The 26,395-nt window shown below is 44.5% G+C and carries 26 protein-coding genes; 10 read left to right on the forward strand and 16 right to left on the reverse strand.

The genetic code is table 11. The annotated features are described in order from the left end of the window. Positions 1 to 122 precede the first annotated feature (122 nt). On the forward strand, positions 123 to 452 hold the full coding sequence (locus ABXT70_RS10895; protein WP_443640517.1) for a DUF4440 domain-containing protein: 330 nt from the start codon (positions 123 to 125) through the stop codon (positions 450 to 452). A 105-nt stretch (positions 453 to 557) separates the two neighbouring features. On the opposite strand, the gene ABXT70_RS10900 is transcribed toward ABXT70_RS10895, so the two are convergent. Further along, positions 558 to 1,280, reverse strand: a complete 723-nt coding sequence (locus ABXT70_RS10900) for a class II aldolase/adducin family protein (RefSeq protein ID WP_443640518.1) — start codon at positions 1,278 to 1,280, stop codon at positions 558 to 560. Next, complete coding sequence (locus tag ABXT70_RS10905) at positions 1,267 to 2,187, reverse strand: TauD/TfdA dioxygenase family protein (protein ID WP_443640519.1); 921 nt, start codon at positions 2,185 to 2,187, stop codon at positions 1,267 to 1,269. Before ABXT70_RS10905 ends, ABXT70_RS10900 begins: the two co-directional genes overlap by 14 nt. Before the next feature lie 109 nt (positions 2,188 to 2,296). Between ABXT70_RS10905 and ABXT70_RS10910 the strand changes: the two genes are divergently transcribed. Both ABXT70_RS10910 and ABXT70_RS10915 read left to right on the forward strand, forming a co-directional pair. Next, complete coding sequence (locus ABXT70_RS10910) at positions 2,297 to 3,253, forward strand: GlxA family transcriptional regulator (RefSeq protein ID WP_443640520.1); 957 nt, start codon at positions 2,297 to 2,299, stop codon at positions 3,251 to 3,253. A 265-nt stretch (positions 3,254 to 3,518) separates the two neighbouring features. Further along, a complete protein-coding gene (locus ABXT70_RS10915; protein ID WP_443640521.1) occupies positions 3,519 to 4,220 on the forward strand; it encodes a tetratricopeptide repeat protein in 702 nt (233 codons plus the stop codon). Between the two features lie 64 nt (positions 4,221 to 4,284). On the opposite strand, the gene ABXT70_RS10920 is transcribed toward ABXT70_RS10915, so the two are convergent. Next, on the reverse strand, positions 4,285 to 4,797 hold the full coding sequence (locus tag ABXT70_RS10920) for a DsrE family protein (RefSeq protein WP_443640522.1): 513 nt from the start codon (positions 4,795 to 4,797) through the stop codon (positions 4,285 to 4,287). Positions 4,798 to 5,065: 268 nt separating this feature from the next. Here ABXT70_RS10920 and ABXT70_RS10925 point away from each other — a divergent pair, with 268 nt between their 5' ends. From ABXT70_RS10925 to ABXT70_RS10940, 4 genes are all read left to right on the forward strand, one after another. Further along, positions 5,066 to 6,430, forward strand: coding sequence for a heparin lyase I family protein (locus ABXT70_RS10925; protein ID WP_443640523.1), 1,365 nt, complete (start codon positions 5,066 to 5,068; stop codon positions 6,428 to 6,430). Between the two features lie 150 nt (positions 6,431 to 6,580). After that, a complete protein-coding gene (locus ABXT70_RS10930; protein ID WP_443640524.1) occupies positions 6,581 to 7,222 on the forward strand; it encodes an ureidoglycolate lyase in 642 nt (213 codons plus the stop codon). Between the two features lie 437 nt (positions 7,223 to 7,659). After that, positions 7,660 to 8,475, forward strand: coding sequence for a tetratricopeptide repeat protein (locus ABXT70_RS10935; protein ID WP_443640525.1), 816 nt, complete (start codon positions 7,660 to 7,662; stop codon positions 8,473 to 8,475). Positions 8,476 to 8,515: 40 nt separating this feature from the next. Further along, positions 8,516 to 9,502, forward strand: a complete 987-nt coding sequence (locus tag ABXT70_RS10940) for an asparaginase (RefSeq protein WP_443640526.1) — start codon at positions 8,516 to 8,518, stop codon at positions 9,500 to 9,502. A gap of 102 nt (positions 9,503 to 9,604) precedes the next feature. On the opposite strand, the gene ABXT70_RS10945 is transcribed toward ABXT70_RS10940, so the two are convergent. Both ABXT70_RS10945 and ABXT70_RS10950 read right to left on the reverse strand, forming a co-directional pair. Continuing rightward, entirely contained in the window at positions 9,605 to 10,579 is a 975-nt protein-coding gene (locus ABXT70_RS10945) for a TauD/TfdA family dioxygenase (protein WP_443640527.1), read from the reverse strand. Between the two features lie 151 nt (positions 10,580 to 10,730). After that, on the reverse strand, positions 10,731 to 13,262 hold the full coding sequence (locus ABXT70_RS10950; RefSeq protein ID WP_443640528.1) for a methyl-accepting chemotaxis protein: 2,532 nt from the start codon (positions 13,260 to 13,262) through the stop codon (positions 10,731 to 10,733). A 158-nt stretch (positions 13,263 to 13,420) separates the two neighbouring features. Here ABXT70_RS10950 and ABXT70_RS10955 point away from each other — a divergent pair, with 158 nt between their 5' ends. The 3 genes from ABXT70_RS10955 (at position 13,421) to ABXT70_RS10965 (ending at position 14,091) form a co-directional block, all read left to right on the forward strand. Continuing rightward, the gene (locus tag ABXT70_RS10955; RefSeq protein ID WP_443640529.1) at positions 13,421 to 13,639 is read left to right on the forward strand and encodes a hypothetical protein; all 219 of its coding nucleotides are present in this window, start codon (positions 13,421 to 13,423) and stop codon (positions 13,637 to 13,639) included. Then, positions 13,614 to 13,754 carry a hypothetical protein gene (locus tag ABXT70_RS10960; protein WP_443640530.1) on the forward strand — a complete coding sequence of 47 codons (141 nt, stop codon included), beginning with the start codon at positions 13,614 to 13,616 and terminating at the stop codon, positions 13,752 to 13,754. The genes ABXT70_RS10955 and ABXT70_RS10960 overlap by 26 nt, the downstream gene beginning before the upstream one ends. Positions 13,755 to 13,881: 127 nt before the next feature. Continuing rightward, positions 13,882 to 14,091 carry a hypothetical protein gene (locus ABXT70_RS10965; protein ID WP_443640531.1) on the forward strand — a complete coding sequence of 70 codons (210 nt, stop codon included), beginning with the start codon at positions 13,882 to 13,884 and terminating at the stop codon, positions 14,089 to 14,091. On the opposite strand, the gene ABXT70_RS10970 is transcribed toward ABXT70_RS10965, so the two are convergent. The 11 genes from ABXT70_RS10970 to ABXT70_RS11020 all read right to left on the reverse strand — a co-directional run bounded on the left by ABXT70_RS10970 (position 14,079) and on the right by ABXT70_RS11020 (position 26,375). Further along, positions 14,079 to 15,308 (reverse strand): Zn-dependent hydrolase, encoded by a 1,230-nt coding sequence (locus ABXT70_RS10970; RefSeq protein ID WP_443640532.1) that lies wholly within the window; start codon positions 15,306 to 15,308, stop codon positions 14,079 to 14,081. The genes ABXT70_RS10965 and ABXT70_RS10970 overlap by 13 nt on opposite strands. Before the next feature lie 48 nt (positions 15,309 to 15,356). Then, a complete protein-coding gene (gene preA, locus ABXT70_RS10975) occupies positions 15,357 to 16,655 on the reverse strand; it encodes an NAD-dependent dihydropyrimidine dehydrogenase subunit PreA (protein ID WP_443640533.1) in 1,299 nt (432 codons plus the stop codon). 11 nt (positions 16,656 to 16,666) lie between these two features. Then, the gene (locus ABXT70_RS10980) at positions 16,667 to 18,016 is read right to left on the reverse strand and encodes an NAD(P)-dependent oxidoreductase (RefSeq protein ID WP_443640534.1); all 1,350 of its coding nucleotides are present in this window, start codon (positions 18,014 to 18,016) and stop codon (positions 16,667 to 16,669) included. A 113-nt stretch (positions 18,017 to 18,129) separates the two neighbouring features. Then, positions 18,130 to 19,575: a dihydropyrimidinase gene (gene hydA / locus ABXT70_RS10985; protein ID WP_443640535.1), complete on the reverse strand. Its 1,446-nt coding sequence runs from the start codon at positions 19,573 to 19,575 to the stop codon at positions 18,130 to 18,132. 257 nt (positions 19,576 to 19,832) lie between these two features. Continuing rightward, positions 19,833 to 20,825: an ABC transporter substrate-binding protein gene (locus ABXT70_RS10990; protein WP_443640536.1), complete on the reverse strand. Its 993-nt coding sequence runs from the start codon at positions 20,823 to 20,825 to the stop codon at positions 19,833 to 19,835. 83 nt (positions 20,826 to 20,908) lie between these two features. After that, the gene (locus ABXT70_RS10995; RefSeq protein ID WP_443640537.1) at positions 20,909 to 22,072 is read right to left on the reverse strand and encodes an ABC transporter permease; all 1,164 of its coding nucleotides are present in this window, start codon (positions 22,070 to 22,072) and stop codon (positions 20,909 to 20,911) included. Next, positions 22,062 to 22,967 (reverse strand): ABC transporter permease, encoded by a 906-nt coding sequence (locus ABXT70_RS11000; protein ID WP_443640538.1) that lies wholly within the window; start codon positions 22,965 to 22,967, stop codon positions 22,062 to 22,064. The genes ABXT70_RS10995 and ABXT70_RS11000 overlap by 11 nt, the downstream gene beginning before the upstream one ends. After that, entirely contained in the window at positions 22,957 to 23,763 is an 807-nt protein-coding gene (locus tag ABXT70_RS11005) for an ABC transporter ATP-binding protein (RefSeq protein ID WP_443640539.1), read from the reverse strand. The genes ABXT70_RS11000 and ABXT70_RS11005 overlap by 11 nt, the downstream gene beginning before the upstream one ends. A 44-nt stretch (positions 23,764 to 23,807) precedes the next feature. After that, positions 23,808 to 24,674, reverse strand: a complete 867-nt coding sequence (locus ABXT70_RS11010) for a nitrilase-related carbon-nitrogen hydrolase (protein WP_443640540.1) — start codon at positions 24,672 to 24,674, stop codon at positions 23,808 to 23,810. 211 nt (positions 24,675 to 24,885) lie between these two features. After that, a complete protein-coding gene (locus tag ABXT70_RS11015; protein ID WP_443640541.1) occupies positions 24,886 to 25,596 on the reverse strand; it encodes a maleate cis-trans isomerase family protein in 711 nt (236 codons plus the stop codon). Continuing rightward, a complete protein-coding gene (locus ABXT70_RS11020; protein WP_443640542.1) occupies positions 25,593 to 26,375 on the reverse strand; it encodes an SDR family oxidoreductase in 783 nt (260 codons plus the stop codon). The genes ABXT70_RS11015 and ABXT70_RS11020 overlap by 4 nt, the downstream gene beginning before the upstream one ends. Positions 26,376 to 26,395 lie beyond the last annotated feature (20 nt).

The following is a 26,395-nucleotide window of genomic DNA, read 5'->3' on the forward strand; positions in this document are numbered from 1 at the left end:
CAAACATCACACTGCGATAGGTCCAAAAAGGGCCTATCATCCATCAGTATCTCAATGGCCGCCGTGGTTGTTAAGAACAATTGTCACAGGATTGGCCAAAGATCACTAGCGAGGAAGATATTATGGAAATGTTTAGGGCACTTAAAAAAGCCGCAGCAGAAAAAGACATTGAGGCATTAATGTCGCTGTATCACGAAGATTTTGAGTTTATTCGCCATCAATCTGGCACCACCCTAAAAAAACCTGAATACAGGGAGCTAAACTCACGCATGTTGTCTGATGCCAGCTTTACAGAAGTTATGCACCGCTGCATCTACGAAAATAAAGATATCTTGGTCGAACACTCTGTGATGCGGTTTCAGGATGGATCACGGGAGTCTTTGATTAGCGTTAAGATGATAGAAAACGGACAGGTTGTGCGGCAGGAAACTGGCGCGTCACTAATGAAGTAACAGCCTTACATATAGTGTGAACTAAGATAATCAACCTTCAACCCACAGGTCAGCTGAAACTGCAAAGGGTACACACAAATTAATCCCTCGCATTCAATTGTTGAGCTAAGCTTTATAATCAGGCTGCAATCGATCTAGCTTACGAATCAATCCTTGCCAATCATATTGCATATAGTCGGGGTAGCTTTGGTATTGGTCGTATACATGTTGGCACACGGCTTCATCAGGATAATACAGCTTGCTATGGCTTTGCATTGCGTCAACTTGTGCTCGGCAAGACTTTTCTAGGTAGTACATTGCGCTAAACGCTTCTGCAACTGTCTTACCTACAGCCAGTAACCCATGATTGCGCAATATCATTGCCTCACTCTCACCAAGATCAGCAACCAGCCGGCTGCGTTCGTCTAAGTCTACTGCAATGCCTTCATAATCGTGCATACCAATCGCGTTGTAAAATCGCAGTGCATGCTGGCTGATTGGCAATAGTCCACATTCCATAGCAGAAACAGCCATGCCTGCTTGGGTGTGAGTGTGGATAACGCAGCCTACTTCTGGACGTGCCTGATGAATGGCGCTATGAATGACAAACCCTGCTTTATTGACGACTGCGTGAGTGGCATTAATAGCACGACCAGACGAATCTACTTCAATCAATGAAGACGCAGTAATCTCATCAAAAAATAGGTCCCGTGAATTGAGTAAAAATTGCTCTTCTTCCTCCATGCGTGCCGAAATATGAGTGGAACTTAAATCGTCCCAACCGAATAATGCCACCAGCCTGTATGCCGCAGCCAAATCTTTGCGCTGTTGTTGGTTAAAGGTTTCCATTATTGTTACCTGATATGTTATCGCTTGACATATTACACTCTGGGTATGACACCATACCCATGGGCTTATCTCCCTTCATCGTATACCGGTGCATTAAACGCCGGTGACCATGGTAGTCACTAATAGCATAATGCATGGTATTACGGTTATCCCATATTGCCAGGGAGCCAGGTTGCCAGCTAAAGCGGCAAGTGAAATATGGGCGAATAGCAAAATTACAAAGATACTCAATTAAAGGCTGGCTCTCCTCTGCTGTCATATTAGCAAAGCGATGGGTATACGCATCGTTGATAAAAAGGCTTTTACGACCAGTAACAGGATGCACTCTAACCACAGGGTGATTGACTTCGACTCTAACGACATCGCCTACATTTTCAAAGGACTTACTATAGTCACCTTTTATGACGGCCAGTTTTTCTCGATATCCTTGTGCCAGATGTTCGGCATAAAGTGGTTCCAACATTGATTGCATACCCGCAGACAGATTTTCAAACACCATCTCCATATTGCACCAAATAGTATCACCGCCAAATGGTGGCAATTCTCGTGCGTAAAGTGAGACACCCATCGGAGGCGAAGTTCGGTAAGTGCTATCAGAATGCCAACTGCCACCAAAGTTATAGCCGGTGTCATCGGCCTCTTTCAGCAGCTCCATTAGCTCTGGATAGTCTTCACTTTCTTTCACAAACATATCTTCCATGGGCTCACCAAAACGTCGAGAAAAGGCAATATGTTGCTCTGGTGTTAAATCTTGGTCTCTGAAAAAAATGACCTTGTAGTCCATCAAAGCCTGATGGAGATCATCAAAAACAACCGCACTAATAGGTTTCCCTAAGTCAACGCCATCAATCTCAGCACCTAGAGCGCCAGAAACTGGTTTTATACCAAAGTGAGAACTATTAATCATGAGGCTATCGAGGTCCATTTATGCTTAAAACTAGATAATATTTTAGTCATTTATTAGTTTACAATTTTAGTTTATCCGACTATTATTTTATTTTATCAGTCAAAATGTCATGAATGTTGTCAGTAACAAAAGTGAGCTGGTGTTTGGTTTTTTCTTAACGGCGGACTTCTCCTTACCTGCCTATACGTCGATAGCCGAAACTTTCCGCATCGCCAACGACATTGCCGGCTGCACTCTGTTTCGTTGGTATACGATAGGCAGGACAACCGATGTATTGCGTTCTGCTAGCAATCTACTGGTAAAACCAGACATGGATATCAACACCACAACGTCGTTTCATCAAGTGGCAATCATTAGTTCTTTAAACAGCCATCAATATCATGACAAGGCAACATTTCAGTGGTTAAGACGGTTAAACAATGAAGGTTGTGCGTTAGGTGGTATCACGTCCGGCTGCTGGATATTGGCCAAGGCTAATCTGTTGCGAGGTTACCGCTTCACGCTGCACTGGCAGGACTCCCAGGCTTTTAAAGAAACTTACCCCGAATTATCAGTGAGCGATACCCTGTATGAAATTGATCGCAATCGCTTTAGCTGTGCCAGCGGATTGGCGGCGTTGGATATGGTTTTACAAATGATCGTGACTCGGTATGGATATGAATTAGCACAAAAAATTAATGATCGCCTGATCAATGAACGATTTCGCTTAGGCAACGAACATCAACTTTTGTATCGACATATACCTAATCCAACAGTTAAGCATGCAGTCGAGTTAATGGATAAAAATATTGAGATGCCGCTGTCCTTAGAAAACGTGGCAAACCAATGTTCGGTGTCTACACGGCAGTTATTGCGCTTATTTAAAACCCATGTGGGTACTTCTCCACAGCAACAATATTTAGCACTGCGATTAGATAAAGCGGTTTCATTGTTACAACAAACCAACTTAACCATGACTGAAATTGCCATTGCGACAGGATTTGCTAATTTAAGCTATTTCTCCGTCGCTTTTAGTAAAAGGGCATTAATATCTCCGTCTCAGTACCGGAAGACATATCAAAAATAAATTTTTAGTGAGCACGTTTTAATCATAAACATTAGCCCATGAAACACATGGGTAGTTTTCAGAAACAACCCATTATTTTGTGGTAACAGAGACATATAAAACAATTTTTAGAGCCGTAGGTGTATACTTTTGTTAAAGATCATTGTTAATAAGAAGATGTGTGCATGGGTATAGATAAGGTTTTAATAAACGTGCCCCTATCCTTTTCATTGCCATTGGGTGATGAGGTGGTTGCTACTGATTATGCTAAGAGATGGAATGACAAATGAAAATGCTAAAACAAATATCAACATTTGTAACGGCTTTAGCAACAATCGCTATATTAATAATGGTCTTTGCTGATGAACTAAAACACGACTATGACAAACTATCCTTGAACCGCCAGATGGAAACAAAAGAAATTGAGCCAAAAATAGTTATAAGTGACGTGGTAGCTGCTACTGATTTTGATAAGGGCCTCAAGGCCATACAATCTGGCGAATTCAAAACTGCTCTAGCACAGTGGGCTCCGTTGGCTGAAGAGGGGCATGCATGGGCTCAATATAATCTAGGGCGCATCTATAGTGAAGGGCACAGTGTCCCAAAGAACAATAAGACAGCCTTAAAGTGGTACACCTTAGCTGCTGACCAGGGTCATGCGAAGGCACAATCTAACTTGGGGGTTTTGTACGATTTGGGACTTGGCATCCTTGAGAACAATGAGACCGCGGTTAAGTTGTATACCTTAGCCGCTGAGCAGGGTAATGCTATTGCGCAATCTAACCTAGGGACTATGTACGATCATGGCAACGGTGTTTCTACGAACTATGAGCGTGCGTATATGTGGTACAACTTAGCCGCCTATAATGGCGACCCAAAAGGTGCTGAAAATAATAAGAGCATCGCCAAGGAAATGACTCCCGTTCAAATAGCCAAGGCACAGGAAATGTCCAGCCGTTGCTTGTTGAGTGAGTATACAGATTGTTGAGGGCGCCACCTTAACTATGAGTCGACATCAACACACTTCCTGATATGTGTATGGCCCCTGGATGCTAACGAATTTCTTCAATACTGAACTTCTTACTCCTTACCAAGGGCACGATAAGGGCATAACCTTGCATCTGCAGTTGCACCAGGTCTGTTGGAGCTGAGGGCACCAAAGTAACAAAGTCGTAAAGATCGTCGGGCTGGTAGCTATAATCGCGCGCAGCTAAGCTACAAGCACGGAATTCCACCCCAAGTGCATGATAGTATTTCATACGCTCTACAGATTCTCGGTATTTTTCGTAATTGTGTTTCGCTAAGGTGACAATTTCGGTGCCATGAATCATGACCACCACATCCATCATTTCTGGGGCCATGTTGTAAGGTTCATCATACAGCGGGCTGATCGTCGAGCGCACCCAGTAGAGTGCCGAGGCAATATGCTGAGGGTCTTCAAAAAAGAAATCGAATACAACTTTTGGTTCTTCGTATTCTGGGGTGATGACCTGGGCCGCGTAGCTATGACTTGGGCCAAACATAAGGCTTATAATTAAGGCCCAAGATTTGCATAAGTTAGGCATTCTTATTATCCCCTTTTCTCTCAATACTAGGTTCCATCGTACTCTCATTTTTACTAAGTTAACAATTTATAGATGGGGGCAGAAAAATTGCTCCTCCATGCTACCCATAGCGATTACCTCTTTAGTTCTAAGGGCATAAATTTAGCACTGTAGGTTAGTATCTACCTTAGTTATTATTAAGGTTCAAAATCAGAACAATTCCTACGATTAAAATGGTACTGTAAAAGAGGGGCTTATTGTAACGTCTAATTGAATAGAGGTGGTTATCATGAATTTCTTTTTCCGGTTGGTTTGTTTACTCACTGTATCCATAATGGCAACACACGCGCTGTCTCAAGACCTATCAGGCTGGTCTGATAAGACCGTGTGTCGCCAGTTATTAAATAATCCAGATAATACTGATTACCTTGAAGAAGGAGCAAGCCGCAGTTTAGACTGTGGTTCAGGCACAAAAACTTCTACAAAAATAGATGATAAGTCAAGTGCATTTGATGGTGACTACCCTTTTGTATTGAATCGTTTCAATCCTTCTGAAAGCCTCATCGTTTTAGGTAGTGGCATCTTGGTCATAAACAATGGAGCAATAAGTGTATCGCTAAAAAATAGATTTCTAGATACAAGCCCAACTAAATATTACGATACATTAAAAGGTCGAATAGATAAAAATGGCAATATATCTCTCTCATTTAGTGTGAATGCCCTGAATGGTGCGGGCAGTCCGCACAAAGTGCGTTTCTCAGGAAACCTTAATAACCTTGAAATCAAGGGAAAATTTGATGATTATTTCCAACTGTTTATTACTCTTAGTGATGATACAAGTTCAATGAGCAGTGATGGTTTAACCATGACCGCAAGTAGATATTCTGGTTATGGGTCCCACAGCAATAGCTATGGGCATAAGAAGAAGAACTTCCAATTAGTTACCAATTCAACCAAAGCTAGGAGGGGGGAGAAGTATCAACGATTTGAAGTTGGCGATGGCGACTGTTTTGGTGATGATACGTGGAATGATTGTGAGACTGATAGAGAGAGGGTTGAATTCACAAGCAGTCTCGCTACTACTAATCAGCAACCAACGGGAAACCAATGCTTTGCATTTAGTATCATGCTTGATGATAGCTTTCAGAGCGCATCACCAACAAACACAACTCTTGGACAAATACAGCAAGCAGGAGGGCCAAAAGGCACTGTGCACGGCCTTAAGTCTGTCCCACCAATTATTCAATTCGATGTAATCAATGACTATTATAATTTAAATTGGCACATTCTTAGTGGCTCTGCAACCAATGTTATTGACTCAGGGGTTTATTTGAAACTGATACCAATAGATGATATGAAGGGTAAGTGGACTGATATTTCACTCTGCCTTGATTTTGCTGATAAGAATGTCTCTGCTTGGGTAAATGGCAATAAAATAGTGGATATTGACAAGTCACCAATTAATGTCAAATTCATACCCACTGCAATTTTCTTTAAACACGGCGTCTACAGAAGCTTCATCTCTAAATACAAAGCCAGCCACGGCACAGATGTCATGCCAACTCAAATAGTATATTACGATGAAGTAAGGAGAGGTTCTTCCATTAATGAGGTGGACTTTAATATTAACCCAAGTCTAGAGATTGTTGATTAACTTGTTTGGCTTTTTTATCCTTTGAATTAACGCAAATTAAAACCCACTTAATTGTCGGTTCAATGACCATCACTTTTGTCTGCGGTAAGTAAGTTAAAGTTTAATAAAGAAATAGTACGCAACTGAAATATTAGGATAAAATAAAAAATTATGATACCAGTCCAAGTACTAGAAATTCCTCTTATTGAGGCAACCAATGAGTCCTTAAAGGGATATGGCTATTTAGTTGACTCATATGAGCATAGTGACATTGAAATAGTTACTTGGCCTAAACAAGGTTGGCGTGAAATTGAGCAAGGTACAGGAAATGAGGGTGGCGTTACGGAAGGATCTTTTGATACGTGGTGGGATGGATCAATACTTTATGGTCAAAACAATGCCGTACAGCATAATAGTGAATATGAAGAAGAAGGTGGTAAGTATATTTTAGGCTATTCGTCACACCCAGATACCCTTGCCGAAAACACCAAATATACATCTCCCACTGAAATGTATGTTTGGCATGTCAACTATCACCCAGACGGAGGCCAATTATTTTTTCCTACAAAACCTGGGGAATTTATATCTCATCTTGCCTTACCTGGCGATGATATTGCACCTGAAGACTTTAAGGCCTTTTATTTTGATGGGACAAAAGGATTGTATATTCATCCTAATATTTGGCACGACGGTGTGTTTCCAGTTCAAGAAAAAAGTTCATTTATGGGGCGCCAAGGAAAGGTACATGCACGCATTAGTGTTGATTTAAAAAAAGAATTTAATACATATATACATTTTAAAACTAGTATTTAATAGCTATTTACTAGGCATTTTTATCATCTATAATATTTTACTATTCTAAAAATTATTCAGTTTTTTGACATTCATATTCATTCAGGTAGTATTCTGCACTAACAATTTATTTAGATATAAAAGTGTAGGCAATGGAAGTGCTATATAACAGAGTAGCTCGTGGTGTGGGAGTGTCAGTTGCACTAAACTCACCAGTATCAGCTAATAGTTTCTTCAAAGTCAGAAAGATCCTACTTTTACCTAATAACAATGTTTGTGTACTTGGCGTGCTCATTCACTTACGCAATTTCGTGCACCAATTAACTAAGCATTTACACAATCATTTGCTCACAACTATTACCACAGAACATGTCATCAATGAATAATACACACCCAATTCTTAGAGCCGTAGGTGTATACTTTTTTCTAAAAGCCATTGTAAGTAATAGGGTTGTTGCATGCGTATAGATAAAGTTTTAATAGCTGTGGCTTTATCCTTTTCAATACTATTTGCTAGTGGAGTGGTTGTCGCTGATTATTCTAAGGGATGGAATGCATACAAATCAGGCGATTTCAAAACTGCTCTAGCAGAGTGGAGTCCTTTAGCTGAGCAAGGGAGCTCTATTGCTCAAAATAATCTTGGGGCTATGTACAATAATGGTCAAGGCACCAAAGAGGACAATAAGAAAGCCTTGAAGTGGTTCACCTTAGCTGCTGAGCAAGGCCATGCTATGGCTCAATATAATCTGGGAAGCATGTACAACGATGGTGAGGGTACCCTAGAAAACCATAAGACAGCTGTTAAGTGGTACACCTTATCAGCTGAACAGGGGTTCACTAGAGCTCAATCTGTTCTGGGGGTGATGTACGATAATGGTGACGGTGTCCCAGAGAATGATGAGACAGCCGTGAAGTGGTACACCTTAGCTGCGGAGCAAGAGTACGCTACAGCTCAATATAATCTGGGATTTATGTACATGCTTGGCGAAGGCGTTCCACAAAACGATAAAAAGGCTGCAAAGTGGTACACCTTAGCTGCGGCACAAGGATATGCCATGGCCCAACATAATTTAGGGGTTATGTACAAGAATGGAATGGGTGTTCTCACAGACTATGCACGCGCCTATATGTGGCTCGACTTAGGGGTCCGTAACGGCAACACTAATGGCAGCCAAAATAAAGAATCAATCGCTAAGGAAATGACTCCTGCTCAGATAGCCAAAGCACTGGAAATGTCTAGCCGTTGTTTGAAAAGTGGGTACACAGATTGTTAAAGGCACTCTCTGGCTAGGGCAAAGTTATCTGGAGTAGTAGATGAATAAACGAGAACTCGTCATTGAAGTCACCCGCGGTAGGTTTGTTGAAAGTCGCCATCAAGTTATTGCGGTAGTTTGCGACACCAAAGGCAAGCGCCACAGCCAATGGGGTAATGTAGATCAGCAAGTGTTCCCGCGCTCCACAGCCAAACCGCTGCAAGCCCTGCCACTCATGCTTAGTGGTGCTGCACAGGACCTTAACTTGACCCAGCGACAGTTGGCTATGTCATGCTCAAGCCACAATGGTGAAACCCAGCATAGCGATGTAATCACTGCTTGGCTTGACCAATTGGGCATGGGCTCTGAACAGTTGGAGTGTGGCAGCCATTGGCCTTTATATCAGCCTGCTACCGTGGCCTTGGCTCAGTCTGGCAAGCAGGCTTGCGCAGTGCACAACAACTGTTCGGGCAAGCACTGTGGCTTTTTGAGTTTTGCTCATCATCAAGGTATTGATCCAAAGGGCTATATTGACCACCAACACCCTGTTCAGCTAGCAGTGAACGATGCTATGGGCCGTATGATGGACCTTAAGATTGCCAACCATCCTATGGGCATTGACGGCTGCTCCATCCCTACCTATGCCCTGCCCTTGCCCAATTTAGCCATGGCCTTTGCCCGCTTTGGCAGTGGTGAGGAGCTACCTGACGGTTGGCAAAAAGCTTGCCACAGCCTATACCACGCCATGGTAAATGAACCCTTTTATGTAGCTGGAAGCAAACGTCACTGCACCAAGGTAATGCAAGCCTACGGTGGCCAAGTTGCCTGTAAAACCGGTGCTGAGGGTGTGTATGGCGCTGCTATACCTAGCCTTGGTCTAGGCATTGCGTTAAAAGCCCTCGACGGCACTACCCGCGCGGCAGAAGTTGCACTTAATGTGCTGCTCGATTACCTGCAAATCAAGCCAACAGAACCACAATTTGAGCAACACTTAGAGCTACATAACTGCAACAAAATTCATGTATCTGACGTGCAACTAACATCATAGTTGTCTGTTAAAACAGAGTAGGCTGGCCCTCATCATCTTTACTGTCGACACTAGAACTTGGATCAAGTAGTACATATCAGTGGAGCACGTCTAATAAACACGCTAAAACTTTAATGGGAACCCATTGCGGCCAGGGAATTCAGGGGCCAGCTCTCGGGCGTTGGGCATCTTTAGCCACAGGCGTAACAGTTTGCGCCGCTGGTCTGCATGTTCATGATCTTCAAAACTATTACGAGAGTGCAGCACGAGGTAGTTATTGGCAAATTGCATGTCTCCTGGCTCAAGCATCATGTCCACCCGCATGTCTTCTCTAAGCATAGTTTCATCAAATATATCTAACGCTTGGCGCTCAACTTGGCTCAATGGGTGGTCCATCATTTCGTGGCCCAGCTCAATATATTGGCGTAAATAACGGCAGCTAAGTTTACCTTTGTGGTAGCTAAATAAAGGCGATAAAGTTGGTCGCTGCTTGCCTAGGTGAGCATAATAGTAAGTTTTGTAGAACAGGCCTAAGTATTCGGGGTACTGGCTTAGTATTCGGTTGTAAATGGCTGCTGAGCTCACCAAACTACTAAGGCCTCCTTGCTTGGCTTTACGCAGGGACAGCAGCCCAAACACATCAGAAGGATCTGTATGGTAAGGGAGGAAGAGGTTGGTCTCATAGACACGCGTTTGTTTGTCATTAGGGTCCCCCACATTTTCCACGGCACCGAGTATATCGCCTCTTGGATTCTGTGCCACTGGAATACCTAGGTGAAGGCCGATGCCAAAATAGATCGCGTAATGCTGTTCTGGGGTAAACTGTTCTAAAGGCAGGCCACGCAACAAAAAGAAGCCTCGCCCATTTTCTAGGTCATCTGCAAGCTGCACTAACTTGACTGCTAAGTGCTGCAGTGGGAAGTCCTGCTTGTTGAAGTGAGGAAATGCTTTGCCATGATTATTTAGCAGTTCTAGACCAGCTTTGATGTCAGCCAGGTCCTGCGCCGTTAGGTGATGGATATAGCTGTCATCGCTGATATAGTCTTTGGCTGTCCACGCAGATGGCCCAGTGATGGGATGTTTGAGAATTGTACTCACGTGCTGCCGGCCTCTTGCCACTTGTATCGTCCCATTCAGCAATAGTCAATTACCGATACAACGATACATGTATATTACAAAATGTATCAGCTTATAACGGCACAGTGAACCGCAACAGCTTATTAATACAAGCTTTGATTACCACCCCAAGTTAATCCTCTTTCTGCACCTTAAAGAAGCGCATTTTGGTGATCAGCTCTTTGGTTTGGTCATTGAGAGAATAACTGGCAGCGGATGATTCTTCCACCAACGAGGTGTTGAGCTGGTTGACGTTTTCCAATTGAGCCACAGCGTTATTAACTTGATTGATGACAGATGATTGTTCATTAGTGGCGGTGGCTATTTCCGTCACAATGTTGTTTACCTTTTCGATGGATTCAGCAATGGAGTTAAGTGCACTACCCGTTTGGTCTACCAATTGGCTACCTTCTTTCACTTTGGACGAGCTGTCTTCAATGAGGACTTTAATTTCATTGGCTGATTCTGCAGCTTTTTGTGCCAAGGAACGCACTTCACCTGCGACTACCGCAAAGCCACGGCCATGTTCACCAGCTCTGGCAGCTTCTACAGCAGCATTAAGGGCTAGCAAATTGGTTTGGAAGGCAATGCCATCAATGAGGTTGATAATGGAGGCTATCTTTTGGCTGGCCTCATCAATTTGGCTCATGGCCTCAACGGCCTTTTGCACTACAGCCACACCGCCAGTGGCTTCTTGTTTACCTGAAGCGACCAGCGTTCCCGCTAAGTTGGCATGGTCAGCATTAAGTTGAATGGTGGCAGCCATTTGCTCCATAGAGGACGATGTTTCTTCTAGGGAGGCACTTTGTTGATTAGTACGTTCACTTAGCTGCTCTGAACCGCGGCTAATTTCTCCAGCATTAGAGGCGATGCTTTCGCTGGCCACAAGTACTGAACCCACGGCCTGATCCATCTTGTCTAAAGAACTATTGAGGGCGCCTTTAAGTCGCGCGAGGCTTCCTTGGTAGTCCCCATCAATACGCTGTGTAAGGTCGCCTTGAGCCATGGCCTCGGTCACCTCAACAGTTTCTCTTAGGGCTGTAGCAATGGTTGAAATAGAGCTATTAACCCCCGACTTCAGCTTTTCAAGATCACCCTTTAGGGGGGTACTAACGCGTAAGTCAAAGTCGCCTTCAGAGGCTGCTTGCATTACTTGATTAATCTCCCCCATGGCTTGTTCCATAACATCAAGGGTGTTTTCCATCACACTGCGGAACTCCCCAGCCATTTCTACACCGTCTAAGCGATAACCAAAGTTGCCATTAGCAATAGCTTTCATAACCTGTTCCAGGCCATCCATGGTACGTTGCACACTGCTGGCGGAGTCGTTCACCCCTTGCTTTAAGCTGAGTAAGTCGCCTTTAAAATCTTCTTCAATACGGCTATTAAAACGGCCTTCAGCTACATCAGCTACCACGCGAGTAGATTCGCCAAGGGCGGTTTGCATAGAGTCCATGAGTCGGTTTACCGCATGGGCCGCTTGGCCCACCTCGTCTTGATCACAGGGGATCCAATCCACACGCATATTAAAGTCGCTGGTTCGTTCAATGCGGGCCACTCGACCGGCAAGGAAGCAGATCGGCAGCGCAAAGGCGCGGGAAATATAGTAAGCTGCTAATAGGAGCAAGATGGCAGCAGCACCACCGATCCAATACATTTGGAAATATAAATCCATGAGTGTGCTTGCAGCATCAATTAAGTCTCTTTCGACCATCAAAGCCCACTGGACACCATATATGTCTATCAGAGTATAGGCTGACAAAGTCCAAATATCTTTGTCCCTTAAGCCAAGAGTTTTCCCCCAAGTCGAACCTGCGTAACTTTCAATTCCAGAATAGCTTTCGTGGAATTCCCCTGTGTAAGTTTCACCACCTAAGGCTGCGAGCACCATGGCAGTTTTGATGGTGCCTGTTTCTGGATTTGCGAAGGAGGCTGCCACACTGCGCTGTTCTGGGTCTCTAAAAGAGTCAGATCGCATGAGGTGGTCTGGTCCTACCAAATAAGATTCTCCCGTTGTACCCATACCGTAACGTTTGGTCATAATGGCGTTAATGCCATGGATAGGCAGTTGCAGAACACCCACCATAGTAACTTGGTCTTGGTCGTTGAGCATAGGTTGAGCAATAAAACTCACAGGCCCCTCAACATTAGGGGTGTCATTATTAGGGTTATAGAGAGAAAAATCAGCAAAGGCAAGCTGCTGGGTTTCTAGAGTTTGGCTAAAGGCTTGGCCTAAACCTGTGTCTGCCAAGGGGCCAGTGACTACATTGGCAAGCTTTTGTGTCTGTTGCTTGAGGCTATAGATCATCTGTCCTTGGGGATTGATGAGATAGAAGTCATTATAGCCATACTGGTCAATCTGATTCGTTAAGGTTTTATTAGCATGACTTAAATTTCCTCCTACCGTTAATGCTTGTCGTCGCAACATCATGGCGGTCGCAGTCAAGGATTCTAAGTTCTGCTGTACCGTGGTGAAGTACTCACTGATTTGATCTGTTTTAATCTCCCGCGCAGATTCTAGCTGCACGTATGTTTGCAACCTTGCGTTGTCGAAGGCGCTATTGATGGACCACCAGCATATACCCCAAAAAGGAATACCCGCCAATAACAAAAAGGCAGTCATAAGCTTGTAACGAATGGAAAGATTCTTAAACCAAGTGACCATTAACTGCTCCCAGAGACTGATTATTGTGTTTCAAACATGCCTGCTATTAAACTCAATTGCTGATGCCATTTCAACTACTGTTTCTGTGATAGCAGTGGCAATGGTTATTGTATACTATATTTTATATGTGAGTTAACCACCATCATTTTTGGAGCATCATGAAACTATATCAAGCATTAAAAAAGGCAAATGAGGAAGCTGACCACGAAAAGGTAATGAGTTTTTATCATGAAAATTTTGAGTTTATACGGCACCAAACTGGCACCACTGTAAACAAAGCTGAATTCTCAAAATTCGTGGCTGAAGGCAATAGTAAATCTACCTCCAAGATGGCCATGGCTCGCTGTATCTATGAAAATGACGACATTATGGTCTGACCATTCTGTTATGCGGTTTCCTGATGGTTCAAGGGAGTCCATCATCCGTGTACGCATGATCGAAGATGGCAAAATAATACGCATGGAAACGGGCGCTACGCAGATGAGCGCCTAACCATTGATCTAACGAGGGTTTGAGTTCACTTTAACTTCCGCATATATCTGCATTAAAATAGTAAATAACTCTTAAAGAAATCGGTCCTAATGAAAGACCTGTAAGCTATGCATTCATGAGACTGTGGATGACAAAAATTATCCAACTGGGAGACTTTCCACTTGCGGAATCAAGGCCTTATATGAATGCAGCTAATATAGCACTTACGCCCATGAGCGCGCGCAAGACCTTGGCGTATCGGCAAACCCATGTAAATCAGCCATCACGGAGCTTCTATTTACTTAAAAGTGATAAGCACTCACATTGGGCTATTCCCTACCCTCGCTACATTGCTTGATTTAGCACAGCCTGAAACAATACATTACAGCCTGCAGTAAGGTGCTCTTGCTTAGCATCCTCAAGCTCATTATGGCTAATTCCATCCTTGCAGGGAACAAACACCATCGCCGTAGGCGCAACACGAGAGATATAACACGCATCATGGCCAGCACCACTAACGATGTCACAGTGGCTATAACCTAAGTCAACAGCAGCTTGGCGTACCGACGCCACACACGATGGGTTAAATGGAACCGGTGGAGAATACCAGATTTGTTCAAACGCCATAGTTAACCCTTGGCTTTCAACAATGGCATCGCAGCCTGCCCTTAACTCCTCATTCATCGCCGACAAAGTAGCATCATCAGGATGGCGAATATCTATGGTAAAAAACACTTCCCCTGGAATAACATTACGTGAATTGGGAAAAGACTGAATCAAGCCCACTGTAGAACAAGCCAAAGGCGCATACTTCAGACCTATTTCGTTCACTAGGGTGATTACTTTTGCAGCACCCACTAGTGCGTCTTTGCGGGTTTTCATTGGCGTTGGTCCAGCATGAGACTCTTGGCCAGTTAACGTAAGTTCATACCAACGTTGGCCTTGAGCATCCGTCACTACGCCAATGGTGAGGTCTTCATGCTCCAGTATTGGCCCTTGTTCTATGTGTGCTTCAAAAAAGGCTTTGATTGGACGTTCACCCATGGGCTCTTTACCATCATAGCCAATACGCTTAAGCTCCTCGCCCATGGTTAACCCATCTAGATCAGCGCGACTTAGGCCATATTCTAAGTCAAATACACCGGCAAATACGCCGGAAGCAACCATGGCTGGAGCAAAGCGCGAACCTTCCTCGTTAGTCCAGACACTCGCTTCAACAGGGGCTTTGGTGGTAATTTTTTGATCATTAAGGCTACGGATAACTTCCAACCCTGCCAATACACCATACACACCATCAAATTTTCCACCCGTAGGCTGAGTGTCTAAGTGGCTGCCCATAACCACGGGCGCCATGTTGGGATCACTGCCTTCACGACGAGCAAATATGTTGCCCATTTGGTCAACTTTGATGCTGCAGCCCTCATCTTGGCACCAGCTGACAAATAAATCTCGGGACTGTTTGTCTAAATCGGTCAACGCTAGACGGCAACAGCCACCTTTTTCAGTTGCGCCAATTTTGGCCATTTCCATGAGACTATCCCATAACCTTTGTCCATTTATTTTCATATTAGACATTATATCGTTCCTATAATTATTGGTTGCTAAATCCACCACTATTATCAACTACACCATGGTGTTATTAGGATGCTGGGTCCAGTTTTGATAATCAGCACTCACCATCTCCCTCGTCCGAGTATCTACCTCTCCCGTATCAAGCTCACGCAAGGTGATACAGTTTTCAACAGGACAAACAACAACACAAAGGTTACAACCTACGCAGTCTTCATCCTTTACCTGGAAACCACGTTCTCCATTAATTTCAGTACTAATGGCCTGATGGGAAGTGTCCTCACAAGCGATATGACAGCGACCACATTTTATACAAGAATCTTGATCTATTTGAGCTTTTACCACATAGTTCAAATCTAGCTGATTCCAAGTGGTTACACTAGGTGTAGCGGCTCCAATCAATTGATCTACTGAGGTCATTCCTTGTTCGGTTAAATAGCGACTTAAGCCATCAATCATGTCCTCAACGATGCGGAAGCCATAGGTCATTACCGCTGTGCATACTTGAACATTGGTAGCACCCAAGGCCATAAATTCAGCTGCATCACGCCAGTCAGTAATACCACCAATACCAGAAATAGGAATGCCTTTACATTCTGCATCGCGTGCTATTTCACTTAGCATATGCAAGGCAATAGGTTTTACCGCTGGGCCACAATAACCACCATGGGAGCCTTGCTGGCCCACCGATGGAGACATTTTCATCTGATCTAGATCAACACCCATAACCGAGTTGATGGTGTTGATAAGCGACACTGCATCAGCGCCACCGTTCACCGCACCCCGTGCAGCAGTGCGAATATCAGTAATGTTAGGAGTGAGCTTTACTATAGTTGGTAGATCAGAATATTGTTTGCACCAGGCAGCTACCATTTCCACATATTCAGGCACTTGGCCAACAGCTGCACCCATGCCCCGTTCAGACATGCCATGAGGGCAGCCAAAATTCAGTTCAATACCGTCAGCACCAGTGTCTTCCACTCGCCTCAAAATATCTATCCAAGCTTGCTCTTCACAAGGCACCATAAGAGAGACCACAACCCCACGATCAGGCCAGTCTTTCTTTACTTGAATGATTTCGGATAAGTTTATTTCTAGGTCTCGGTCGGTAATCAGCTCAATGTTATTTAGGCCCATAAGGGTACGATCCTTACCGTGCCATGCACCATAGCGAGGGCCACTCACGTTCACTAACGGGAGGCCTGCTTCGCCTAGGGTTTTCCACATAACCCCACCCCAACCTGCTTCGAAAGCACGGTTTACGTTATAAGCCTTATCTGTTGGCGGCGCTGATGCCAGCCAAAAAGGATTGGGTGTTTGAATACCGATAAAATTAGATGTTAAGTCAATCATGGCTGGCTCCTTTATGCTTGGCTTTGGGTTAATGTATTATGAATTGACAGGGCAGCGAGCTTGCCATCTTGCACAGCACTTACGGCTAAATCATCACTCCCCGCAACACAATCTCCACCTGCCCATACCCCTGGTAGTGAGGTGCGTAGTTCGTCATCTACTTCATACTTACCATAACTTTTGACAAACTCAATGGTTGCCATATTGATAGGAGTTAAACTCTGTCCAATGGCTTTAAATAACATATCAGTTGGCATAATGTATGTTTCACCACCTTCGATGTTTGCCTTCTTAAACTCAACGCCAGTGATTGTTCCCTGCTCAGTGTGCAAGCTAACAGGTTGAGCCCAGTGAGCTATATGCACCCCTTCATTGAGAGCAAATTCTTGCTCTTCAAGGCTAGCATTCATATGTTCTTTGCCACGCCGGTATGCCATGGTGACATTGGCTGCGCCAAGGCGTTTAATTTGTATGGCGATGTCGATGGCAGTCATGCCACCCCCGATGACCACTATATTTTGGCCTACAGATAGTTTGCCTAAATCTTCAGCTTGCCGCAGTTGATGAATATAATCCACCGCATTAATGACCCCAGAGGCTTGCTCACCATCTAGCTGCATGGCTTTGCTAGTGCCTAAGCCCACTCCCATAAACACGGCATCATAATTAGTTTGTAGTTCTGCGAAGCTAACGTCTTCTCCCACTTTGACACCATGCTTTATGATAATGCCACCAATGGAAAGGATGTCTTCGACTTCTTTTTGCGCATAATCCCCAGCCATTTTATAGGCTGCAAGACCATATTCATTGAGGCCTCCAGATTTTTCTTGGGCTTCATAAACAACCACATCATGCCCCAAAGTGGCTAAGCGGTGTGCACAAGATAATCCTGCTGGACCAGCGCCAACAATCGCCACTCTATGGCCAGTTTCAGGCTCTCGGGTAAAGAACTTGGCACCCAATTCACTCGCCCGATCAGTAGCAAACCTTTGTAATAGGCCAATTTGAATCGGTCGGTCGTCTTCGGTATTCCTAACACACGCATCTTCACACAATGTTTCCACAGGACAGGCTCTGGCACATGTGCCACCCATAATATTCTCAGATAAAATTACTCCTGCTGCACCTACCTCATTTTTTTGACCAATCATGCGAATGAAGCTAGGCACATCAATGCCTGTTGGGCATGCAGTCTGACAAGGTGCTCCGTAACAGTAATAACACCTGTCCGCTTCAACTACAGCACTACGGGCATCAAGGGGGGTATGTATATCAGCGAAATTAGCCTGATAATCTGCTTCGCTTAGGCGTCGGCCTGCAGGCACAGATTGGCCAGAGCTGTTGGAACTAAATACAGTCACAATAGTGATCCTCAATTTTATTATTTTTAACACTTAGGCAAAAAATCAGCCAAAGTGTTGCCAACGGGCAGCCCAATGGAAGCCCTGATAGTAATCCGTTGTACAATTTTTCTTTAACTATTACGGTCAACAGAAAATGGGGGGTCTAGGTCGCGCATTTTGCCTATCGCATCAAAATAAGGCGCGAACGGTGGCCGTTTAATGTAATTACCTGCCCCGCGTTCAACATTGAGCTTGCCGTTGCAATACACAAGCTTACCCTGACTAATAGTGTGAGAAGGTATGCCAGTAACTTCCATACCTTCAAAAATGTTATAATCCACATTTTGATGGTGAGTTTTGGCTGAAATTGTTTTTTTGCCTTTAGGATCCCACACAACTATGTCGGCGTCAGAACCCTCAGCAATAGCACCCTTACGTGGGTACATGTTGAAAATTTGCGCTGCATTGGTGGAAGTTACTTTGACAAATTCATTCATGGTTAAACGCCCAGTATTAACCCCAGCGTTCCACAACACCTCCATACGGTTTTCCACCCCACCTGTGCCGTTAGGGATTTTAGTGAAATCATCTTTACCCGCCGCTTTTTGATCTGCACAGAAGCAGCAATGATCTGTGGCAGTGGTTTGCAAGTTACCCGACTGCAGTCCTTTCCATAGGGCATCTTGGGCTTTCTTAGGCCTAAAAGGAGGGCTCATGACATGGGCAGCAGCCACATCAAAATCTTTATTTTTGTATACCGAATCATCGATCAAAAGGTGGCCAGCTAATACTTCACCAAACACTCGTTGACCTTCATTTCGTGCTCGAGTGACCGAATCTAGGGCCTCTTCTGTGGATACATGCACTAGATAAACAGGGGTCTTTAAGGCTTGGGCAATACGGATTGCTCTATTAGCCGCCTCTCCCTCTACTTCTGGAGGCCGCGATTGTGGATGACCTTCTGGGCCAGTGATGCCCATAGCCAACAGCTTTTTCTGCAACTGGTACACAAGCTCTCCGTTTTCAGCATGTACAGTAGGCAAGGCTCCCAATTCCCAAGCTTTGCTAAAGCTGTTCACTAAAATCTCATCATCAGCCATGATGGCGCCTTTGTAGGCCATGAAATGCTTAAAGCTATTAACACCATGCTCTTTTACTAAGGTCTCCATGTCTTGCGCAACACTTTCGTCCCACCAAGTTACAGCCACATGAAAAGCATAATCAGACACCGACTTTTCGGCCCATTCGCGCCATTGGTGAAACGCTGACATGAGCGAAGTCCCTGGGGCTGGGATAACAAAATCGATAATGCAGGTTGTGCCACCGGCAAGTCCAGCAGCAGTGCCTGAGTAAAAATCTTCACTAGCCACAGTCCCCATAAACGGCAGTTGCATGTGGGTGTGTGGGTCAATGCCACCTGGCATCACATATTGGCCCACTGCATCGATAACCTCGGTACCACTTGGAACGTTTAGATCTGCACCCACTTTGGCTATCTTGCCATCAACACAGTACACATCAGCAGCAAAGCTTTGGTCAGCAGTGACAACTGTGCCACCTTTTATAAGTAAAGACATAGTGAAGCTCCTTAATCTTTAACGTTAGTGTTGGCCATTAAATGGACTCTTTACTAAGTTAGATTTTTTATTGTTTAAGCGATGCCCACTAAAAAACAGTTGTGGCAGCGACTTTTGATTCATTTTTAACATTATTTTACCAAATGATCAAACATTAATTGACCCTTTGGTAAACTTTAATTAACAATTCAATATCTGGAGGCCATTATAGTAATCTCTATAATAGCCCCCACAGGTTTTCAAATTAAACTAACCGCTTAAAAAGCTGCATCCCAAACTTTGTGAGTCCAAGCACCTTTTGGTGCAGAAGAGATCACAGGGTCAGAACCACCGTTCATTAAGGTCTCTACAGTGCGCTGATAGTCAGCTACAGATAACTTACCACCATTAGCGGTGAGTTTATTAACCTCGGCCATCATGCGACGCTGGTGCTCTTCTGTTTGCGCGCCTGTCTCATCGTTTTCTAACACGATATCAGCAGCGGCATCAGGATTAGCTCTAGCCCACTCCCAGCCTTTCATCGAGGCGCGAACAAAACGAGCCATTTTATCGACGAAGGCAGCGTCAGCTAAGTTCTCCTCAAGCACATACAAACCATCTTCTAAGGTAGCTACACCTTGGGTTTCATACTTGAAGTTTATTAGTTCATCCGCATCCAACCCGGCATCAATGATTTGCCAATACTCGTTATAGGTCATAGTCGACACACATTCCGCTTGTTTTTGCAAAATGGGATCGACGTTAAACCCTTGCCTTAATACGCTAACTCCGCCGTCACTGCCGTCGGTAGCCAACCCTAACTTACCCATCCAGCTTAAGAATGGGTACTCGTTACCATAAAACCAAACACCTAATGTTTTATCTTTTAGGTCAGCTGGCGAGCTGATACCACTGTCTTTGCGACAGGTGAGCATCATGCCTGAGCTTTTAAACGGCTGAGCAATATTCACCACTGCTAAACCCTTCTCCCGAGCGGCTAGAGCTGAAGGCATCCAGTCGATCACTACATCTGCACCACCACCAGCAATCACCTGCTGAGGCGCCACATCTGGGCCACCTGGCTTAATAGTTACATTAAGGTCTTCTGCACCATAAAAGCCTTTATCTTGGGCTACAAAGTAGCCAGCGAACTGAGCTTGGGTAACCCACTTAAGCTGCAGTGTCACATCATCTGCAGCATGCAGTAAGCTGCTTGACGCAGCGAGGGTTAGTCCAGCTATTAAACTGCTTATTTTATACTTATTTTTCATTACTCAACCTCCAACGGTTTATAAACTTTACTCCAAAAGAGCATATTTAGTCATTGACCTACTTGATAAAAACTACTTTTTAATTAGTGGTGGGCCTTCCTAAAAGAGGCGTGCCAAAAGGTGATCCGTCTTTCTAACAAGGCAAGAACGCCATAAAATGTTGACCCGGCCAGGGCAGCAACAGCTATGGTTGCCCATACCATTTCAATATTCATGCGCCCCACTTCGATAGATATACGGAAGCCCATACCAACAATAGGGGTGCCGAAAAACTCAGCCACAATGGCGCCAATTAAGGCTAGGGTTGAGTTTATTTTTAATGCGTTAAAAACAAATGGAAGCGCATTAGGTAACCGCAGCTTAAAGAAGCTTTGCCAATAAGTAGCGCCATAAGATCGCAGTAAATCTTTTTCCATGGCATCTGACTGACCCAGCCCCGCGATAGTGTTCACCAGCATGGGGAAAAAGGTCATGATGACCACAACCGCCACTTTAGATTGCCAATCAAAGCCAAACCACATCACCATGATGGGTGCGATACCCACTATGGGAATAGCACTAACCAGGTTCCCCACAGGAAGTAAACCACGTCGTAAAAACGGTATTTTATCGGCCACAACAGCAACGCTAAAGCCAACAAAATTACCCAATAAAAAGCCGGGAATAACTGCTTTAATTATTGTTTGATTAAAGTCTGCAGCCAATGTGGGTATTGATGAAGCAATAGCTTCTCCTACTAGACTAGGAGCAGGCAACAGCACATGAGGAATAGCAAAGCCTATTGTTGCAAGCTCCCATAAACTTATGAGCCATGCGCCTAATAGCGCCGGAATCATCAAGTTAATCAGGCCTTGCACCTTGCTATCAAAGAGCCTGATAGCCGTTAAAAATTTCATGCTAGCCCATACACAAAGGCCTATTGCAATGACCAATAGCCAGAAGCCTAACTGTGTTTGCCCGGCCAGATCAGTGTGCTTAACAATACTTGTGACTTGCCATAGGGCTAACAGCGTTAATGCTGTGACCAATAAGGCCCGGGGTAATAATTGATTCACAACGACAACCCCTGCCAAGGCGCACAATGTTACTGTGACCGACAAGGTTATCCAATCTGCTTGCTGCCAAGCATTCACATTTGCCACTTCAGCGGAAGTAGTTGCCCACGGTAACAATAATGCCAACACTATGAGCACCAGTGCTAAGACGCTGGCGGAACCAAAACGATGCAAAATCGAACTAGAGTTCATTACTAATCTCCTGCCCGCCGGCTAGTCGGTAGCATACTCTGCGTTCAATCAAGCCGAGTATAGAGACCAGACTGGCAGACATTACTGCAGCTGCAATCAGTGACGCCCATATGAGATTAGTTTGTCCATAATAAGAACCAGACAGTAAACGCGCTCCTAAACCAGCCTGTCCACCCGTTGGTAATTCGGCCACTATAGCCCCCACTAAACTTAAGGCAATGGCAACTTTAAGGCTGGCGAACAAGAATGGCACTGCAGATGGCAGCCGTAAGCGCCAAAACACCTGCCATTTACTGGCACTGTAAGTGTTGAGTAAATCCACTAGCATAGGTTGTGGTGAACGCAGGCCTTTTACCATACCCACAGCTACAGGAAAGAAGCATAAATACATTGATATCAACGCCTTGGGTAGCAACCCACTAATGCCCATAGCCCCAAAAACCACAATAACCATGGGCGCTAGGGCCAGTATGGGTATGGTTTGAGAGGTAATAATCCAGGGCATTAGACTTTTATCCAAGGTTTCAACGTAGACAATGCCAACAGCTAAACTAATGCCCAAACCAGCACCTAATGCAAACCCCAGCAGGGTAGACGACAAGGTAATACCAGCGTGGTATATCAAGCTTCGTTTCGAGGTAACATTTTTGTCAATGATGGTGGTTTTTAATTCCAATAGAATTTGGTGAGGCGACGGCAACACAGCACGCTTCATGTTCCAGCTATCCGTGGCTAGTTGGCTGAAACTCCAGTCTATGCCCTTCTTTTCATAACGGTCGATAATCTGTGGGCTATTAAGGTTTATAGCGCCTACATACCAAATCATGATAATGGCTAAGATCACCGTGAGCACTGGCATAGTGGAGGTGGGCTTACGCCGTATGCTAGTCGTCATAACTATGCCCTGCCGCTAATCCAGCGCGCACCCGCTGGGCAATGGCTAAAAATTCAGGAGACTCTCGAATGTCCAAGGTTCTATCAGGAGGTAAATTACAATCTATGATGTCGATGATACGCCCAGGTCTGGGAGACATCACTACAATACGACTGGATAGAAATACAGCTTCAGGTATAGAGTGGGTCACAAATACTACGGTCTTTTTAGTTTGTTGCCATAAGCGCAGTAACTGGTCGTTTAGATGGTCTCGGGTAATCTCATCGAGAGCCCCAAAGGGCTCATCCATAAACAACAACTGAGGCTCCACACTAAGCGCACGTGCAATAGAAACTCGCTGCTGCATGCCTCCAGAAAGCTGCCAAGGGTACTTGGCCTCAAAGCCAGACAAATTAACCAGCTGCAAGTATTCCTGCGCCAATTGCTGCCGCTGATCCTTGCCATAGCCCATAATTTCTAAAGGCAGTAATACGTTGTCTTCTACAGTACGCCAAGGTAAAAGTGCTGGGGCTTGAAAAACATAACCATAAGCTCTTTGTTTACGCGCCTCAGTAGGCGACATACCATTTACCAGCACTGATCCACTGGTGGGTGTTTCCAAATCAGCTAACACCCTCATCAAGGTTGTTTTGCCACATCCAGATGGTCCAATAAAGGAGACAAACTCGCCAGCGTTGATGCTTAGATCCACATTAGACAAAGCTTTAACAACACCGTCTTTTGTGGGGAAGTCCAAATAAACGTCTTTAACCTCGACAACAGTATTTGTCGCTGTGCTTGCGCTGGTTAAATTCAATGTAAAAGCTCCTTGTTATTATTAGACTTGAGCCAGATAACTAATTAATTTAAATCAGTCAGTGGAGTGTAGGTTTCGGGGCGGCGGTCACGAAAGAACTGCCAACCATCGCGTACTTCTCTAACCATAGCCATATCGATATCATGGATCAACAGCTCATCTTCTGTTGCGCTTGCTTGAGCTTCTATTTGTCCACGCGGATTTACGAAATAGCTGGAACCATAAAACTCACCAATATTCCATGGTGCTTCAGTTCCTACACGGTTAATAGCAGCAATGTAAACACCATTAGCAGCGGCCGATGCAGGCTGCTCAAGTTCCCATAGGTATTTGGACATCCCCGCAACTGTAGCGGAAGGGTTATAGATAATTTCTGCCCCTTTGAGGGCTAATGCTCGCCAACCCTCTGGAAAATGTCGGTCATAACAAATATAAACACCTACTTTGCCATAGGCTGTTTCAAACACTGGCCAGTTGGAAGCGCCAGGTTTAAAGAAGAATTTTTCCCAAAATCCACCAACATGAGGAATATGGGTTTTCCGATACTTACCAAGGTAAGTACCATCGGCATCGATTACTGCAGCGGTGTTGTAGTAAACCCCAGGCATGGCTTCTTCATAAATTGGTACGATAATAACCATCTGATACTTTTTAGCATATTCACACATCAAATTCGTAGTGTGCCCATTAGGAATAGGTTCAGCGGCGCTATACCAGCGTTTATCCTGGCTGGGGCAAAAATAGGGCTGGGTAAACACTTCTTGAAAACAGAGTATTTGGACTCCCGCCTCACCTGCTTTGTCGATTAGAGGTCTATGGGCCTCCAACATTAGGTCACGAATTTTTTCAGGTGACATGCTGGTGTCACCCTTAAGACCCATTTGAATTAAACCTGATTTTATTATTGTCATGTACTTAACCCTTTAAAATTAGGATAGTTGAATAGTGATAAGCATCAACTAAGCTCGTATTACTTATAAATTATTACAAGCTAATTACTTTATTATTTTACAGTTGTTGGAGATGCTAAAATACTTTTTAACAAAACTAGACCAATTGGTCAACTTATTTTTGGCTAATAGGCATAACATTTGACAAGCTCCCAGCGAACTATGATGATCCTCAAGCTAGGCCGTTTGCCAAGCGCAGACCGGCCTGCAATGTAACTATTGCGCTGTCAAAAACTGGAATACCAACATCATGACTCAGTTCTTCTGACACCCTCGCTCCACGCATATTAGTACACATAATAAGAATGATATCAGGCTTTTTTTGGGCTACGTCTCGAACCATTTGTGCAATTACATCCTCCTCAATAGTAGCAAATTCGCTGCTGATAGTACCCCCATAATGCTGCTCTGCCAGACAGGTAAAACCCATGGATCTATAATTTTTAATGATACGTTTCTGAACATCAGACGTGTACGGAGTCACCAGCCCAAACGTTTTAGCGTTGTGTGCACTAAAAAGACGATTCATTTCAAGGGTACAACTCCCTGAGGGGATGCCAGTGGCACTTTCAAGTAAACCGCAAAACTTTGCATCATGCTCCGCGCCAAGCCAGCTGGCAGATGTACCACCCCAGACAAGACTGTCGACACCCGCATCGCACAGTAGCTTTGCTGCAGCGATTTGTTTCTCCATACTGAACTGAGCATACGAATCCTGATTAAGGGTCACGTCAATGACCCTCAGCCGGGAGAAATGCACAGTCGATTCAATATTGGAGAACATGCTCGCCGACAAGGGTTCGAGCACAGTATTTGACGACGGAATCAAAATACCAATGCGTTTTAAAACGTCGTGACGATATTTAGGGCTTGAATATATCAAATTATGGACCGACGTGACGCTATGCCCCCGTCAACAGTAAAGATAGACCCTGAGGTATAACCAGATCGAAAAGACGACAGGAAAACAATCAGATCTGACACTTCGTGCTTGTGAGCTGGGCGGCCAAGTGGGTAGTTTGCTTCCAGCTCAGTAAATTTACTAGCATCACCTAAGTCGTTTGCTGCCCGTTTTTTTAGCATATTGTAAATGCGATCAGTATTTACTGGACCAGGATTGACACCAACAACGCGAATGTTGTCGTCTAAGCTGTGCCCACCAAGAGCACGGGTAAAAGCCATTAGACTCGCATTACCCGTCGTCCCAGCAATGTATTTGGGATCATATACCTCGCCACCATTGCCGATGTTGTTGATAATCACACCGTGGCCAACCTCCTGCATCTTCTTGTAAAACAACCTGCACAAGTTAATGTACCCCATGACTTTCAGATCCCAGCCTTTGCGCCAAGCTGCCTCATCCACATCCCAAAGAGTCCCACTTGGAATAGCGCCCGCATTATTCACAAGAATGTCGATGTGACCTACACTTTCCGATAGCGTTTCACAAGCGCCACTGAGAGTTAGATCGGCAAGATGGCAGGTTACGTTAACGCCATGGGCATCCTGAATTCGGGTTTGGAGCTCTTCAAGCTTATCAGCACTCCGGGCAGTAATATGTAAATTCACACCTTCAAATGCAAAGACATCCGCCAGATGCTCTCCTATTCCCATTGAAGCACCAGTGATTAGCGCTGTTTTTCCTGTAAGTTTCAAATCCATAATAAAGCCTTTCAGTAGTC

The organism is Candidatus Njordibacter sp. Uisw_039, from assembly GCF_047730075.1.
Lineage (GTDB): Bacteria > Pseudomonadota > Gammaproteobacteria > Pseudomonadales > Balneatricaceae > Njordibacter.